The organism is Brachybacterium sp. sponge, assembly GCF_001613775.1.
Taxonomy (GTDB): domain Bacteria; phylum Actinomycetota; class Actinomycetes; order Actinomycetales; family Dermabacteraceae; genus Brachybacterium; species Brachybacterium conglomeratum.
The window spans coordinates 1,009,673-1,026,086 of sequence record NZ_LRMP01000001.1 but is presented as its reverse complement, the minus strand read 5'-3'; the positions used below and the strand labels follow the sequence as shown (position 1 = coordinate 1,026,086).

The window sequence follows — 16,414 nt, the reverse complement described above, 5'->3', positions numbered from 1 at the left end:
GCGCCTGGTCGGTGAGGGACACGATCGCGGCGCGTCACGGCGCAGCGCCGGGACCGTCTCCTCGGCCGCCGACTACTCGCCCAAGGCGGCGCCGATGAGCGATCCCGGCGCCGGCAACGCCTCGACCACCGCGCCGTCGACCAGCATCTCGGCGCCGGGGATCTGCGCATCGCGCGAGGTGGTGATCTCCCAGGCGCGGTCCAGCAGCGCGCCGAGCGCGCGGGGGAAACGGGCGGCGAGACCGTCGGCCCCGTCGCCTGCGAGCGTGTCCCGCAGCGCGACCGCGCCGACCGCGGCCATGGTCATCCCCTGGCCGTACAGCGGGGTGAACATCGCGGCGGAGTCGCCGACGTGGATCAGCCCCTCGGGCCCGTCGGTCGTCTCCTCCCAGAGCTGGCGATGGGCGCCCGCGGCCTTGGCCACGGACGGCTCCCCCACCGGCTCCGCGCCCTCGAGGGCGCTGTCCAGGGCGTCGGCCGTGTCCCGCTCGGGCAGCAGCGCGACCATGTCCAGCAGGCCCTCGAGGTCGGCGGGCGGCTGGTGGCGGGCAGTGCCGGCGACGGAGAGGACGTGCTCCCCGCCCCCGCACGGCTCGAGATCGACCGTGAAGGGGTTGCGCCCGCTCGCCGGCAGCCCGAGCGACTCGGTGCCCTCAGGCAGGGCGCCCTCGCGCAGTCGCAGGCGCTGCGAAGTGTAGGCGACGTGGACGCGGGTGCCGAGGGTGCGCGGGCGCTCGAACCCGAGGCCCTCGACCCAGGTGGCGGCGCGGCTGCTGCGCCCGGTCGCATCGACGACGAGGTCGCCGTGCAGCTCGCCGGCGTCCCCGCCGCGGAGCTGCACGCCGGTCACAGTGCGCTTGTCGTCGCGGGTCAGGAGTCCGCCGACGGCGCCCTGGACCGCCTCGACGCCGGGCAGGGAGAGCACACGGCGGCGCACCACGCCCTCGAGGACGGGGCGGGTGAGCCACAGGGTGCCGGGCTCGTCGATGCCCGGGGCGTCATGCCCGTCGGCCCCGAGCGGGCCGTCGGCCGCGGCGGGGGCGCCCTCGCTCGGGGTCGTCTCGTCGAGCACGGGGTCCGCCTCGGGAGCGGCGCGCGGGACGGAGCCGGCGACGAGGAGCTCCTCGCGCAGGCCCGGCAGGAGCTCCTCCATCCGCGCCTCGCCGAGGGCGAGCAGGCGATGGACGGTCCCGCCCTGGGGCACGCCGCGGCGCGGGGCGAGGGCGTCGGGCCCGTCGACCGGCAGCGGATCGCGGTCGACGATCGTGACGCGGGCGCTGTGCGGGGCGAGGGCCGCGGCGGCGAGCAGGCCGGCCATGCTCCCGCCCATCACGATCGAGTGCTCGAGAGTCGTCATGGGCTGCCTCCTGCGGGACGGGGCCGCCGCGTGCCGGCGACCGTCCCTCCATCCCAGGCCAGGTGAGCGCGGGGAGGCAAACCCATGTGACCTAAGCGGCCTCCCCGCTGGACACCGCCGCTCAGGTGCCGGCGATGCCGGTGGTGGCGATGCCCTTGATGATCTGGCGCTGGAAGAACATGAACACCACGATCAGCGGCAGCGCGGCGAGCATCGCCTGGGCCATGTTCTGCGCGTACTGGATGCCGTAGGCGCTGATCACGGTCTGCAGGCCCGTCGGCAGCGTCATCAGGTTCGAGTCGTTGACGACGATGAAGGGCCACAGGAAGTTGTTCCACGCGCCGATGAACACGAAGATCGCGACCGCGCCGAGGATCGGGCGGGACAGCGGCAGCACGATCGACCAGAAGATCCGCAGCCGGCTCGCGCCGTCCATCAGCGCGGCCTCCTCCAGCTCGAAGGGGATCTGGTCGAAGAACTTCTTCAGGATGAAGACCATCGGGGCTGCGACCACCTGCGGCAGGATGATCCCCCAGTAGGTGTCCACCAGGTTCAGCGAGAGCATCAGCTGGAACAGCGGCACGATGAGGATCTGGCCGGGGATCATGATCGAGGCGACGATCAGCATCACCACCATCTGCCGCCCCGCGAAGCGCAGGCGGGAGAGGGCGTAGCCGGCCAGGGCCGAGATCGCGACGGTGATCAGGGTGACCGCCGCCGAGGTGATCAGGCTGTTCCACGCCCAGCGGGGCACGAGCCCCTCGCGCAGCACGTTCAGATAGGCCTCGAGGGTGAAGCCGTTCTCCGGCACGATCGTCACCGGCATCGCCGCGGCCTCCGCCTCCGTCTTGAAGGAGGTCAGCGCCGCCCACAGCACGGGGGTGAGCCAGGCGAGGGCGAACACGGCGAGGATCACGAAGGCGAGGATCCGGGCGGGAGCGGGGCCGCGTCGACGTCGGCGGGCGACGGTCACGGGCTGGGCCTTCGCGGCGGCCCGGGCGCGCACGGGCACGGCGGGGGCGGCGACGGGGTTCGCGGCGCTCATGAGCGGGACTCCTTCGACGTGGAGGGGACCGGGGCGGGGGCCGGGAGCGCGGCCTGTGCCGGGCGGGCGGTCGGGGTCGGGGTCATGCCTTCACGCTCCGTCGGGAGGAGATCACCATGTAGGCGATCGAGACGATGATGATCAGGAAGAAGAAGATGTACGAGATCGCCGAGGCGTAGCCCAGGCGGTACCCGGTGAAGCCGACCTCGTAGATGTACAGCAGCACCGGGCGGGTGGAGCCCCCGGGGCCGCCGCCGGTCATCTGGTAGATCTGGTCGAAGACCTTCAGCGAGGCGAGCATCTGCAGCACGAGCACCAGCACCGTCGTCGGCGCGAGCTGCGGCAGGGTGATCGAGCGGAATTTCTGCCAGGCGCCGGCGCCGTCGAGGGAGGCGGCCTCGTAGAGCTGGTCGGGGATGTTCTGCAGCGCTGCGAGGTAGAGCAGGAAGTTGAAGCCGACGGTCCACCACACGGTGGTGATGACCACGGAGATCATCGCGGTGTTCGGGTCCTGCAGCCAGGCAGGCCCCGCGATCCCGAACCATCCCAGGACCGTGTTCACGAGCCCCAGCTGCGGGTTGTACATCCAGTTCCAGAACTGGGAGACGACGGTGGAGGCGAGCAGGAAGGGCATGAAGAAGCTCAGCCGCCAGAACCACTGCCCCGGCAGGCCGATGTTCACCAGCACCGCCAGCAGCATCGCCACCAGCACCAGCGGGATCGTGGAGAGCACGGTGAACCACACCGTGTTGCCCAGCGACGTCCACACCTGCGGGTCGCCGAGCGCCTCCTTCCAGTTCGCGAGCCCCACGAACTGGGTGTTCGTGCCGGCCAGCGAGGTGCCGGTGAAGCTCATCCACAGCCCGTAGACCGTCGGCCAGATGAGGAACAGGCCGAAGGCGAGCAGGAACGGGGCGAGGTAGAGCCAGCCGCGGAGGTTGTCGCTGCGGCGTCGGCGCCGACGGGCGGGGCTCAGCGCCGGGGTGAGCGCGGGAGAGGGGGCGGCGGTCTTCCCCGGCGGGGCGACGAGGCCGTCTGCGGTGGTCATCGAACGTCTCCTTCGACGGGCGGACGGGGCAGGGACGGGCGGGGCCGACGGATCGGGGCGCGGAGCGCGCGGACGACGGCGGGGGCGGCGGGCGTGTCGGGCATGAGGGGCTCCGCGCTCACATCGGGCTGGGCTTCTGCAGCAGCGCGTCGATCCGGGCGACGAAGGCGTTCCACCCGTCGAGCGGGTCGGTGCGCCGGGCCCAGACGTTCTGCATGTCGTTGCCGAAGTAGGTGTGGAAGTCGCTGCCGGAGCCGGTGAACCAGGCCGGCGGGTCGTAGACCAGGTGGTCCACGGCGTCGGCGTAGTGCGACTGCGGGACCAGCTCGCCGTAGGCCGGGTCCTCGACCACCGGGGAGTAGGCGGGGATGTGGCCGGCCGCCGCCCAGTCGATCGAGTTCTTCAGCAGGTGCGCGACCACGGCGTGGACGGTGCGTCGGCGCTCCTCGTCGGGGCTCATCTGGTGAGGCAGGACGAAGGAGTGGGAGTCGGCGTAGGCGACCGGCTCGCCGAAGACGCCGGGGATCATCGTCATGTCGAAGGGCAGGCCCTCGTTCTTGTAGCTGCCGGTCTCCCACACACCGCCGTAGAAGGCTCCGGAGCCGCCGGTGGCGAACTCGGAGATGGCGGTGCCGCCGTCGTGGCCGCCGTTGCCGACCTCCCCGTCGATGAGCGAGAGGATCCACTCGATCGCCTGGACGACGAGCTCCTCCTGGTACTGCATCGTCCCGCCCTCGGGCAGCTCGATCGTGCCGCCGAGCTGGGAGTAGTAGGTGGAGAACATGCGCCACTGGTTCGAGCCGTCGCCGAGATAGCCCCAGCTGAGGCCGAAGCCGCTGGGCGCCTTACCGCCGAGCTCCAGGGCGAGGGCACGGAAGTCCTCCGGGGTATCCGTGGGCAGCAGCAGTCCGTCGCTGCCGAGCACGCCGGCGGCCTCGGCGATCTCGGTGTTGTAGTAGAGGACGAAGGGGTGGGAGTCCAGCGCGATCGCGGTGAGCTTGTCGTCGACGACCATCTTGTCCCAGATCAGCTCCGGGAAGTCCTCCTGCCGGATCCCGAACTCGCCCAGCAGGTCGAGGTCCCATTCGTCCAGCAGTCCGCCGGGGGCGTAGCCGGGAACGCGGGCGGCGTGCATGACCGCGAGGTCCGGGGCGCGGCCGCCGGCCGAGGCCATGGCGAGCTTCGTGTAGTACGGCGCGCCCCAGGCCAGGACGGTCTGAGTGACCTTCGCGGCGCCGTCGGTGGCCATGTAGCCGTCGAGCAGCTCGCCCATCGTCACCCCGTCGGGGCCGGAGAGCAGGTGCCAGAAGGCGATGTCGTCGCTGGGTCGGGCCGACGCGCCGGCGCAGCCGGCGAGAGCGCCGAGTGCGGCGAGCGCCCCGGCGCCCTGCATCAGGGAGCGCCTGCCCAGCACGGGGCCCGTCCGGGCACCGGCGCGGGGAGCGCGGGAAGAACCATGCATCATGCGGGCCACCTCTTCGTGGTGGGCGGGGCGGGCGGCTCTGCCGCGGGCTCCCGGCCCGGGTCTTCGTGTGCTGTTCCAGAATTTACATCGTTGTAACGTGAGCGTCAACACTCCGTCCGACCGAGTCCGCTGCGCCGCTGGTCGCCCCGACCTCCCCGTGGCGGCCGGTGGGCGGCAGGGTCGAAGATGGTGCAGTTCTGAGCCACGTCCGGGCCGGATCCGGCTCGGAATCACGCATTCCTCGGCTCGGGCCGCGACCGCGGTCGCGCGCGAGCGAGAGCCGCCGCGCACTCCCTCCGATGAGGGCATGCGCGGCGGCTCGGGTGCGCTCTCGCCGGCTGCGGCTCAGGCGCCGGCCTGCGAGCGCTTCTTGTTCCAGACGTCGAAGGCCACCGCGATCAGCAGCACCACGCCGCGCACCACGGACTGGGTGGACTGGTCGATGCCCATGATCTGCATGCCGTTGGACATCACCGCCATGATCAGGCCGCCGATGATCGCACCGTGCACCTTGCCGATGCCGCCGGTCACGGCCGCGCCGCCGATGAAGGCCGCGGCGATCGCGTCGAGCTCGAACATGTTGCCCGCGCCGGGCTGGGCCGAGTTCGAGCGGGCCGAGTAGACGATGCCGGCGACCGCGGAGAGCAGGCCCATGTTGATGAACAGCCACATGTTCACGCGCTTGGTCTTCACGCCGGAGAGCTTCGCGGCCTGGAGGTTGCCGCCCATGGCGTAGATGTGTCGGCCGACGATCGTGCGCTGGCTGATGAAGCCGTAGACCAGCACCAGCGCGGCCAGCAGGATCAGCACCACCGGCAGGCCGCGCGAGTGCGCGAGCTGCCAGGCGAAGGCCATGACCACGATCGCGACCGCGGCGATCTTCACCCAGAACAGCGGGAACGCCTCGACCTGCTGCTTGTACCTCAGCTTCGCGAGCCGGCCGCGGTACTCCTGGATCGCGAAGACGACCACCAGCGCCGCGGCGAGGAACAGGGTGAAGGCGTCGAAGCCGTTGCCGCCCAGCAGCCCGTTGAGGAAGCCGCCGGAGATGAACTGGTACTCCCGCGGGAACGGCGAGAGGGACACGTTGCCGAGCACCTGCATGGTCAGGCCGCGGAAGATGAGCATGCCGGCCAGGGTCACGATGAACGCGGGGATCCCCACGTACGCGACCCAGAAGCCCTGCCAGATGCCCACCAGCACGCCGGTGCCGAGCGCGGCGAGCACGCCCAGCCACCAGGGCAGCCCGTTGCCGATCACCACCACGGCCGCGACCGCGCCCGTCAGCGCGACCACCGAGCCGACGGAGAGGTCGATGTGCCCGCCCACGATGATCAGCACCATGCCGATGGCGAGGATCAGGATGTAGGAGTACTGCAGGACGAGGTTCGTGAGGTTGCCGGGGCTGAGCAGCTGGCCGCCGGTGAGGATCGTGAACAGCAGGATGATGAACACGAACGCGATGTAGATGCCGCTGGTGCGCAGGTTGCGCGTGAGCAGCTCCTTGATGTCAGAAGTCCCGGCCATGAGCCGCGCTCACTCCCTCTCCATGGTCATGAGCTCCATGAGGCGCTCCTGGGTGGCGTCCTGGGCGGCGACCTCGCCGGTGACCCGGCCCGCGGACAGCGTGTAGATGCGATCGGCCAACCCCATCACCTCGGGAAGCTCCGAGGAGATGACGATGATGGCCTTGCCCGCCTCGGCGAGCTCGTTGATGATCGTGTAGATCTCGAACTTGGCGCCGACGTCGACGCCGCGGGTGGGCTCGTCGAGGATCAGCAGGTCCGGCTCGGTGTACAGCCACTTGCTGAGCACGACCTTCTGCTGGTTGCCGCCCGAGAGCTTGCCGACGGTCGCCATGACCGTCGGCGTCTTGATGTTCAGCGAGGAGCGGTAGCGCTCGGCGACCGCGATCTCCTCGTTGCCGTTCAGCCAGCCGCCCGTGCGGATCTTCGTCAGCGCCGCGGCGGTGATGTTGGTGCGGATGTCCTGGATCAGGTTCAGCCCGTACCGCTTGCGGTCCTCGGAGACGTAGGCGATGCCGGCGTCGATCGCGTCGGCGACCGAGCGCAGCTGCACCTCCTTGCCGTGGATCAGGGCGCGGCCGGAGATGTCGCGGCCGTAGGACCGGCCGAACACGCTCATGGCGAGCTCGGTGCGGCCGGCGCCCATCAGCCCCGCGATGCCGACGACCTCGCCGGCGCGGACGGTCAGCGACGCCCCGTCGACGACGTCGCGGCCGGGCTGGGTGGGGTGGCCGACGTGCCAGTCCTCGATCCGCAGGATCTCCTCGCCGATCTCGGCCGTCCGCTCGGGGTAGAGGCTGTCGATGTCGCGCCCGACCATGCCGCGGATGATCCGCGGGACGAGCGTGCCCCGCTCCTGCTCGGGCACGCGCATGTCGATCGTCTCGATCGTGGAGCCGTCGCGGATGACGGTGGTGGCGTCGGCGATCGCGGCGATCTCCCCGAGCTTGTGGGAGATGATGATGCTGGTGACACCGCTCGTCTCGCGCAGGTCGCGGATGAGCCCGAGCAGGTGCTCGGAGTCGTCGTCGTTCAGGGCGGCGGTCGGCTCGTCGAGGATCAGCAGGCTCACGTCCTTCGAGAGCGCCTTCGCGATCTCGACCAGTTGCTGCTTGCCCACGCCCAGCTGGCCGACGGGGGTGACGGGCTTCTCCTTCAGCCCCACGCGCTCGAGCAGCTCGGCGGCGCGGGCGTTCGTCTCGTGCCAGCTGATGACCCGTCCGCGGGTCTGCTCGTTGCCGAGGAAGATGTTCTCCGCGATGGAGAGGTGGGGGATGAGCGCGAGCTCCTGATGGATGATCACGATCCCCTCGGCCTCGGAGTCGTTGATGCTCGCGAAGCTGACGGGGCGGCCGCGGTAGTGGATCTCGCCCTCGTAGGTGCCGGCGGGCTCGACGCCCGAGAGGACCTTCATGAGCGTGGACTTGCCGGCGCCGTTCTCGCCGCAGATCGCGTGGATCTCCCCCTCGCCGACGGTCAGGGACACGTCCTTCAGGGCGACGACGCCGGGGAAGCGTTTGGTGATGGACCGCATCTCGAGGATGTTCTCGGCCACGGGGACCTCCTTCGGGCAGGGGGTCCCGACGGCACGTCGGCGCGCCGGGACCCCACCGGTGGTTCGGTGCTGAGCTGCTGCTCCGGATCCACCTCCTGCCGCCTCGTTCCTCGGCAGCAGGTCGGCGGACCGATCGCTCAGAGCTGGCCGGACTCCACCTGCTCCGCGGTGTAGTAGCCGGAGTCGACCATGATCTCCTCGTAGTTGCTCTGCAGCACCATCTGCACCTCGAGCAGGTAGGAGGGGACGACGACCACGCCGTTGTCGTAGGTCTCGGTGTCGTTCGCCTCGGGCTCCTCGCCGTTCAGGATCGACTCCGCCGCGACGATCGCCTGCTCGGCGAGGTTGCGGGTGTCCTTGAAGATCGTGGAGGACTGGACCCCGTCGGCGATCAGCTTGATCGAGGCGATCTCGGCGTCCTGGCCGGTGACGATCGGCAGACCCTCCTCGATGGTGGGGCCGAGGCCCGCGTTCTGCAGGGCGTTGATGATGCCGCGCGAGAGCGGATCGGCCGGGGCGAGCACGCCGGCGAGCTCCTCGCCGCCGTTGTAGTGGGTGGTCAGGAGGTTCTCCATGCGCTTCTGCGCGGTCTCCTGCTCCCAGCGCTGGGTGGCGGCCTGCTCGATGTCCAGCTGGCCCGAGAGGACCTTCAGGGTGCCCTCGTCGAAGTAGGGCTGCAGGGTGTCGATCGCGCCCTTCCAGAACAGGTGGGCGTTGTTGTCGTCCAGCGAGCCGGCGAACAGCTCGACGTTCAGCGGGCCCTCGGGAGCATCGGCCGCGGGCTCGAAGGACTCGTCGAGCATTCCCAGGCCGAACAGGAGCGCGTTGGCCTGGTTCACGCCGACCTTGTAGTTGTCGAAGGTGACGTAGAAGTCGACGTTCTCGTTGTCGGTGAGCAGGCGGTCGTAGGCGATCACGGGGATCCCGGCGGCCTCGGCGGCGTCGAGCTGAGAGGAGAGGGAGGCGCCGTCGATCGAGGCGATCAGCAGCACGGAGACGCCGGAGTTGATCATCTGGTCGATCTGCTGCTGCTGGGTGGGGATGTCGTCGTCGGCGTACTGCATGTCGACGGTGAAGCCCTTGTCCTCCAGGCCCTTCTTGATGTTGTTCCCGTCGGCGACCCAGCGCTCGTAGGTCTGGGTCGGCATGGCGACGCCGACGGTCTGGTCCTCGGGGGCGGCGTCGGGGTCGGGGCCGCCGGAGCCGGCGCCGGTCCCGCCGCAGGCCGCGAGGCCGAGCGCTGCCGCGGCGGCGGTGCCGCCCAGGATGAAGCTTCTGCGGTTGTGCATGGATCTCTCCTCGTCGAAGTCTCCGCCCGCTCCCCTCATCGGGAGCGGGACACCGCGTGCGGCACATCGGCTCCCTCGGGCACCTTCGCCGTGGGGACCGGCCGTTCGTCGGCGTGGACGTCGGGCCGACAGCGGCCCCGCGTCCGTTTCGTCCGATGCCGTCCATGGCATCGGTCGCCAGGATGATAACGTTCACATCGAGTCGTGTGTCAACCGACACCGGCCGCGCCGCGGGTCACGATGTCGCAACGCCGCCGATCGCGCCCCGCGCCGCACCCTGCCGGGAGCAACCGCCGCCACTGCCCGCCGACCCCGGACCGGGCGATCCATGCAGGTCATCGCCCTGTAGAGTGCCGCTCCACCGACCGTTCGCGAGGAGGACGCCATGAGTCCAGCGACGCGCCGCCCGTCGATGGCCGACGTCGCAGGACGCGCCGGGGTCTCGTATCAGACGGTCTCCCGCGTGCTCAACCAGCCCGGCATCGTCCGCCCCGAGACCCGGGAGCGGGTGCTCGCGGCGATCGCCGAGACCGGCTACACCCCGAACCGCGCCGCCCGCGCCCTGAAGACCACGCGCTCCTCGCAGATCGGCCTGCTCACCGACGGCTCCTCGCTGTTCGGCCCCTCCGAGACGGTCACCGCGATCGAGACCGCGGCCCGCGAGGCGGGCTACTCGGTGCTGCTGACGACGGTCCGCCCCGGGGACCCTGCGGGGGCGACGCCGGGCGCCGAGCTGATCGGCTCGGGCGTCGACGGGATCCTCGTGGTCGCGGCGCACGAGGGTATGCAGCCGGTGGTCGCGGCGGCGGCCTCCACGATCCCCGTCCTCGCCGTCTCCGCGCAGCCCCCTGCGACCGCGTCCACCCAGGTCGTGGGCGTGGACCAGCGCCTCGGCTCGCATGCGGTGGTCGAGCACCTCGCACGCACGGGCGTGCGCTCGGTCGCCCACCTGGCCGGCCCGACGGACTGGTACGACGCCCGCGCCCGCCTCGACGGCTTCCGCGAGGCGACCGCGGAGCTGGGCCTGGAGGGGACGACGACCGCGCCCGGCGACTGGACGCCGAGGTCCGGGTACGAGCTGACGCGCGCCCTGCTCGCGGGCGGCGTCCCGGAGGCGATCTTCGCGGCGAACGACATGATGGCGATCGGGGCGCTGCACGCGCTGCACGAGCACGGCGCGCGCGTGCCGGTGGACGTCGCGGTGGCGGGCTTCGACGACACCGTCGGCGCGGAGTACCTGCTCCCCTCGCTGACCACGGTCTCCCAGCCCTTCGCGGAGCTGGGCCGGCTCGCGCTGCACCGGCTGCTGGAGCTGCTGGAGGATCCGGAGGATCCCGGCCCTCCCCCGCCGCCGCTCTCGCCGCGCCTGGTGGTGCGCCGCTCGACCCGTCCCGAACGGACCCACTGAGCGCCGCGCGCGGAGGCGGACACCCCGATGTGAACGTTGACAGAGCGGGTGGGCACCTGGTTCAGTGACCTCATGACGCACGCCGACGTGTCCCCTGCACAACCCCCCTCCCCCGCGCCCGGAGGGGACGACGCTGCGGCCCTGATCGCCGCCGGCGGCGCCCACCTCGGGATCGAGCTGGGCTCCACCCGCATCAAGGCCGCCCTGGTCGACGGCACCGGCGCGGTGCTCGCCGCCGGCTCCCACGCCTGGGAGAACGAGCTGGTGGGCGAGATCTGGACCTACTCGCTGGACGCGGTGTGGGCAGGGATCCGCGACTGCTACGCCGACCTCGCCCGCGAGGTGCGCGCGCAGCACGGCACGGAGCTCACGACCCTCGGCGGCCTCGGCATCTCCGCGATGATGCACGGCTATCTCGCCTTCGACGCGGACGGCGAGCAGCTCGCCGAGTTCCGCACCTGGCGCAACACCTTCACCACCGAGGCCGCGGCGCTGCTCAGCGAGACGCTCGCGCAGAACATCCCGCTGCGCTGGAGCATCTCCCACCTCCTGCACGCCGTACAGCAGGGCGAGGAGCACGTGGAGCGTCTCCAGTTCCTCACCACCCTCGCCGGCTACGTGCACTGGAAGCTCACCGGGAAGAAGCTGCTCGGCGTCGGCGACGCGAGCGGCATGTTCCCGATCGGCGCCTCCGGCGATGCCTTCGACGCCGAGCTGCTCGAGCGCACCTCCGCGCTCGACCCGATCGCGGCGATGCCCTGGTCGCTGCCGGACCTGCTGCCCGAGGTGCTCGTCGCCGGGCAGGACGCCGGGCGCCTCACCGAGGAGGGCGCGGCCCTCCTGGACCCGACGGGGACGCTGCAGCCCGGGGCCATCACCGCCCCGCCCGAGGGCGACGCCGGCACCGGCATGGTCGCCACCCAGGCCGTCGAGCCCCGCACCGGCAACGTCTCGGCCGGCACCAGCGCCTTCGCGATGGTGGTCCTCGAGGGCCCGCTGTCCGGGCCGCGCGAGGAGATCGACCTGGTCACCACGCCGTCGGGCCACCCGGTCGCCATGATCCACACCAACAACTGCACCACCGACCTCGACGCCTGGCTGGGCCTGTTCTCCCAGTTCGCGGAGCTCATCGGCGCGCCGCAGTCCGCCGAGGACCTCTACGGGACACTGTTCTCCGCGGGGGCGGACGGGGACGCCGACGCCGGCGGGGTGCTGACCTACAACTACGTCTCCGGCGAGCACCAGACCGGCGTCGCCTCGGGCCGTCCGCTGCTGGTGCGCGCGCAGTCCGCCCGCTTCACGCTCGAGAACTTCATGCGCGCCCAGCTCTACGGCGCCTTCGGGGCGCTCGCCGTGGGGATGGACGCGCTGCTGAAGGACGAGGGCGTGCGACTGCACGTGATGTACGCCCACGGCGGCATCTTCCGCACCCGGGGCGTCGCCCAGCAGGTGCTCGCCGACGCGCTCGGCGTGCCGGTCGCGCTCGGCGAGTCGGCCGGCGAGGGCGGCGCCTGGGGCATGGCGCTGCTCGCCGCGCACACCGCCCGCACCGCCGCGGCCGACGCGCAGTCCCTCAGCGCCTATCTCGACGAGGTCGTCTTCGCCGGGCAGGACATCACCACCCGCTCCCCCGACGCCGCCGGCCGCGAGGGCCATACGACCTGGCTGGACGCCTACCGCGGCGGGCTGCCGCTCGCCCGCCAGGCCGGGGACCTGCTCGGCTGATCCCAGGCCGACGAGGCGACCGGGAGTCCGTCGGCCGCCCGCTTGTGAACGTTGACATCTCGTGAGCCCCGCACCGGAAGGAAGTCCCATGACCCTGGTCCTGACCGACCTGCCCGACGCCGCCCAGCGCGCCGTCGCCGCGACGCGCGAGCGCGTCGCCGCCCTGCACGCCGAGCTGCCCCGCAACCAGCTCGTGGTGTGGACCGCCGGGAACGTCTCCGAGCGCGTCCCGGACCTGCCGGAGGGAGTCCCCGGCCTGTTCGTCATCAAGCCCTCCGGCGTCTCCTACGACGACCTGACCCCCGAGACGATGGTGGTGTGCACCCTCGACGGCGCGAAGATCGTCGACGGCACCCCCGACGCGCTCTCCCCCTCCTCGGACACCGCCGCGCACGCCTACGTCTACGAGCACATGGACCACGTCGGCGGGGTGGTGCACACCCACTCCACCTACGCGACCGCATGGGCGGCGCGCGGGGAGGAGATCCCCTGCGTGCTGACGATGATGGCCGACGAGTTCGGCGGCCCCATCCCCGTGGGTCCCTTCGCCGTGATCGGCGACGACTCCATCGGCCGCGGCATCGTCGAGACGCTGCGCGGCTCCCGCTCCCCCGCCGTGCTCATGCAGAACCACGGCCCCTTCACCATCGGCAAGGACGCCCGCGCCGCGGTGAAGGCCGCCGTGATGTGCGAGGAGGTCGCACGCACCGTGCACGTCTCCCGCCAGCTCGGCGAGCCGCTGCCCATCGATCAGTCGCTCGTCGACTCCCTCTTCGACCGCTACCAGAACGTCTACGGCCAGCGCTGACGCCTCCCGTCGGCCGCTCCGCCCGCCGCCTGCAGCACCCGCCCCACCGGCCCGTCGGCCGCACCGATCCCACTCAGAGACGAGGACCCACCATGCACAACCCCTTCGAGACCCGCGAGATCTGGTTCCTCACCGGCAGCCAGGGGCTGTACGGGCCCGAGACCCTCGACCAGGTCGCCGCCCAGTCCCGCACCATCGCCGAGACCCTCGACGCCGCCTCCGACATCCCGGTGCGGATCGTGTGGAAGCCCGTGCTCACCGACCGCGACGCGATCCGCGAGGTCGCGCTGGCCGCGAACGCGGACCCGGCCTGCGTCGGCGTCATCACCTGGATGCACACCTTCTCCCCCGCGAAGATGTGGATCCAGGGCCTGGACGCCCTGGCCACGCCGCTGCTGCACCTGCACACGCAGGCGAACGTGGAGCTGCCCTGGTCCACGATCGACATGGACTTCATGAACCTCAACCAGGCCGCGCACGGCGACCGCGAGTTCGGGTACATCGCCACGCGGCTCGGCGTGGACCGCAAGACCGTCGTCGGCCATGCCTCGGACGAGGTGGTGCAGGGCAAGATCGGCCGCTGGGCCCGCGCCGCGACCGGCTGGGCCGAGATGCACTCCCTGAAGCTCGCCCGCTTCGGCGACAACATGCGCGGCGTCGCCGTCACCGAGGGCGACAAGACCGAGGCCGAGCTGCGACTCGGCGTCTCCGTGAACACCTGGGGCGTCGACGACCTCGTCGAGGTCGTCGACGGGATCGAGGAGAACGCGGTCGACGAGCTCGTCGCCGAGTACGAGGAGCTCTACGACGTGGTGCCCGAGCTGCGCCGCGGCGGCGAGCGCCACGAGTCGCTGCGCTACGGCGCCCGGCAGGAGCTGGGCCTGCGCCGCTTCCTCGAGGACGGCGGCTTCGGCGCGTTCACCACGAACTTCGAGGACCTCGGCGGGCTGCGTCAGCTGCCGGGCCTGGCCGTCCAGCGCCTGATGGCCGACGGCTACGGCTTCGGCGCCGAGGGCGACTGGAAGACCGCGATCCTGGTGCGGGTGGCCGCGGTGATGGGCTACGGCCTGCCCGGCGGCGCCTCCCTGATGGAGGACTACACCTACGACATGACGCCGGGCAGCGAGAAGATCCTCGGCGCGCACATGCTCGAGGTCTCCCCCACCCTCACCACCGGCAAGCCCTCCCTGGAGATCCACCCGCTGGGGATCGGGGACCGCGAGGACCCGGTGCGCCTGAAGTTCATGGCCGACGCGGGCCCCGCGGTGGTCGTGGCGCTGTCCGACATGCGCGAGCGGTTCCGCCTGGTCGCGAACGTCGTCGAGGTGGTCGAGCCCGACGAGGAGCTGCCGAAGCTGCCGGTCGCCTTCGCCGTGTGGGAGCCGGCCCCGGACTTCGCCACCTCCGCCGAGTGCTGGCTGACCGCCGGCGCCGCCCACCACACCGTGATGACCACGGCGGTGGGCCTGGAGGTGTGGGAGGACCTCGCCACGATCGCGGACATCGAGCTCGCGATCATCGACGAGTCCACGACCGTGCGCTCCTTCGCCCAGGAGCTGCGCACCAACCAGGTCTTCCACCGCCTCGCCCAGGGGTTCTGAGCGGGCGCGGCCGACGGGCCCCATCGACCGGTGGTCGACAGCTTTTGCTGCCGCCAGGACCCAAGCGGGGTCCCACATGGGTCCTGGCGGTACATTTCCTGCCATGCCGGCCCGAGGCGCGCTCCGGCCGCGCCGCGCACGGCCTGGCCCGCGCCCCGTCCGGCACCCCGTGACCACGTCCCCCGGCCCCGACCCTCGACCCTCGACCCTCGACCCTCGACCCTCGACCCTCGACCCTCGGAGCGATGATGCCCACCTCGAGCACTCCCGACCCCGCCCTCCACTCCCCCGGGCTCAGCTGGTCGGGCACCGTGGACTACGGACCGGGGCCGCTGCACGCCCCGACCTCGGTGGCCGCGCTGCAGGCGCTCGTCGCCGGCAGCACGAGGCTGCGGGCGCTCGGCACCCGGCACTCCTTCTCCGAGGTCGCCGCGTCGGACGGTCCGCTGGTGACGCTCACGGCGATGCCGCCGGAGATCGAGATCGACACCGAGGCGAGCACGGTCCGCGTCGGCGCCGGGGTGCGCTACGGCGAGCTCGCCGTCGCCGCCCATGCGGCCGGGCTGGCACTGCCGAACATGGGCTCGCTGCCGCACATCTCGGTGGGCGGCGCGAGCGCGACCGGCACCCACGGCTCCGGGGACCGCTCGCGCTCCCTGGCCTCCTCGGTGCGGGAGATCGATCTGGTCACGGCCGGTGGGGCCCTGCTGACGCTCTCACGCCAGGCCGATGCGGACGTGTTCGACGGGGCGGTCCTCTCCCTCGGCACGCTCGGGGTCGTCACGCACCTGACCCTCGATCTGGTGCCGGCCGCGCCGATGCGGCAGACGGTCCACCTCGACTTCCCCGCCGAGCGGATGGATGAGGGCAGCCTCGCGGAGATGCTCGGGGCTGGGGCGAGCGTGAGTCTGTTCCACCACTGGGACGGGCACATCGCGCAGGCCTGGGTGAAGCAGCGCCTGAGTGAGGACACTGACGAGGACACCGCGCTTCCCGAGCACTGGCTCGGCGGCCGACGGGCGGGCGGGCCCGTGCACCCGCTGCCGGGGATGCCCGCCGACTTCTGCACCGACCAGACCGGGGAGCCGGGTCCGGCGCACGAGCGCCTGCCCCACTTCCGGCTCGAGTTCACCCCGTCCAGCGGCGAGGAGATCCAGTCGGAGTACTTCGTGCCGCGCGAGCGGATCGGGGAGGCGCTCGCGGCGGTGATGCCGCTCGGGGAGCGGATCCGTCCGCTGCTGCACGCCTCCGAGGTGCGGACCGTCGCCGCGGACGAGCACTGGCTCTCCCCCGCCCAGCACCGGGAGAGCGCCTGCGTGCACTTCACCTGGAAGCAGCGGCCCGCCGAGGTCGCGGCGCTGCTGCCCGAGATCGAGGAGCGCCTCGCCCCGTTCGCCCCGCGGCCGCACTGGGGGAAGGTGTTCGCCCTCGATCCTCAGGTGGTGCAGGCGCAGTACCCGGACCTGGAGCGCTTCCGGGCGCTGCGGGACCGGCTGGACCCGGGCCGCGTGTTCCGCAACGAGTACGTGGACCGGCTGCTGGGGGCGTGAGCGGCCCCGCGGCCTGCCCTGTTGCCCGACTCTCCCCC

Annotated in this window: 12 protein-coding genes; 5 read left to right on the top strand and 7 right to left on the bottom strand. The window is 71.7% G+C overall.

Annotation, left to right across the window (positions count from 1 at the left end; translation table 11 throughout):
- Nucleotides 1–72: 72 nt before the first annotated feature.
- The 7 genes from A4A78_RS04530 to chvE all read right to left on the bottom strand — a co-directional run bounded on the left by A4A78_RS04530 (nt 73) and on the right by chvE (nt 9,284).
- Nucleotides 73–1,356 (bottom strand): hypothetical protein, encoded by a 1,284-nt coding sequence (locus A4A78_RS04530; protein WP_062947188.1) that lies wholly within the window; start codon nt 1,354–1,356, stop codon nt 73–75.
- A gap of 121 nt (nt 1,357–1,477) precedes the next feature.
- Entirely contained in the window at nt 1,478–2,401 is a 924-nt protein-coding gene (locus A4A78_RS04525) for a carbohydrate ABC transporter permease (RefSeq protein WP_082835180.1), read from the bottom strand.
- Between the two features lie 82 nt (nt 2,402–2,483).
- Nucleotides 2,484–3,449, bottom strand: a complete 966-nt coding sequence (locus A4A78_RS04520) for a carbohydrate ABC transporter permease (protein ID WP_062947187.1) — start codon at nt 3,447–3,449, stop codon at nt 2,484–2,486.
- Nucleotides 3,450–3,567: 118 nt separating this feature from the next.
- Nucleotides 3,568–4,914 (bottom strand): extracellular solute-binding protein, encoded by a 1,347-nt coding sequence (locus A4A78_RS04515; RefSeq protein WP_062947186.1) that lies wholly within the window; start codon nt 4,912–4,914, stop codon nt 3,568–3,570.
- A gap of 345 nt (nt 4,915–5,259) precedes the next feature.
- Complete coding sequence (gene mmsB / locus A4A78_RS04510) at nt 5,260–6,441, bottom strand: multiple monosaccharide ABC transporter permease (RefSeq protein ID WP_062947185.1); 1,182 nt, start codon at nt 6,439–6,441, stop codon at nt 5,260–5,262.
- A gap of 9 nt (nt 6,442–6,450) precedes the next feature.
- On the bottom strand, nt 6,451–7,995 hold the full coding sequence (mmsA, locus tag A4A78_RS04505; protein ID WP_062947184.1) for a multiple monosaccharide ABC transporter ATP-binding protein: 1,545 nt from the start codon (nt 7,993–7,995) through the stop codon (nt 6,451–6,453).
- Nucleotides 7,996–8,132: 137 nt separating this feature from the next.
- Nucleotides 8,133–9,284 carry a multiple monosaccharide ABC transporter substrate-binding protein gene (gene chvE, locus A4A78_RS04500; protein ID WP_062947183.1) on the bottom strand — a complete coding sequence of 384 codons (1,152 nt, stop codon included), beginning with the start codon at nt 9,282–9,284 and terminating at the stop codon, nt 8,133–8,135.
- 385 nt (nt 9,285–9,669) lie between these two features.
- On the opposite strand from chvE, the gene A4A78_RS04495 reads away from it, so the two are divergent.
- The 5 genes from A4A78_RS04495 (at nt 9,670) to A4A78_RS04475 (ending at nt 16,376) form a co-directional block, all read left to right on the top strand.
- Nucleotides 9,670–10,692 carry a LacI family DNA-binding transcriptional regulator gene (locus A4A78_RS04495; protein ID WP_062947182.1) on the top strand — a complete coding sequence of 341 codons (1,023 nt, stop codon included), beginning with the start codon at nt 9,670–9,672 and terminating at the stop codon, nt 10,690–10,692.
- 72 nt (nt 10,693–10,764) lie between these two features.
- Nucleotides 10,765–12,417 (top strand): xylulokinase, encoded by a 1,653-nt coding sequence (locus tag A4A78_RS04490; RefSeq protein WP_062948042.1) that lies wholly within the window; start codon nt 10,765–10,767, stop codon nt 12,415–12,417.
- Between the two features lie 88 nt (nt 12,418–12,505).
- Nucleotides 12,506–13,225: an L-ribulose-5-phosphate 4-epimerase gene (locus A4A78_RS04485; RefSeq protein WP_062947181.1), complete on the top strand. Its 720-nt coding sequence runs from the start codon at nt 12,506–12,508 to the stop codon at nt 13,223–13,225.
- Between the two features lie 92 nt (nt 13,226–13,317).
- Nucleotides 13,318–14,826 carry an L-arabinose isomerase gene (gene araA / locus A4A78_RS04480; protein WP_062947180.1) on the top strand — a complete coding sequence of 503 codons (1,509 nt, stop codon included), beginning with the start codon at nt 13,318–13,320 and terminating at the stop codon, nt 14,824–14,826.
- Nucleotides 14,827–15,071: 245 nt separating this feature from the next.
- Entirely contained in the window at nt 15,072–16,376 is a 1,305-nt protein-coding gene (locus tag A4A78_RS04475) for a D-arabinono-1,4-lactone oxidase (protein ID WP_231880832.1), read from the top strand.
- The last annotated feature ends 38 nt before the right edge of the window (nt 16,377–16,414 follow it).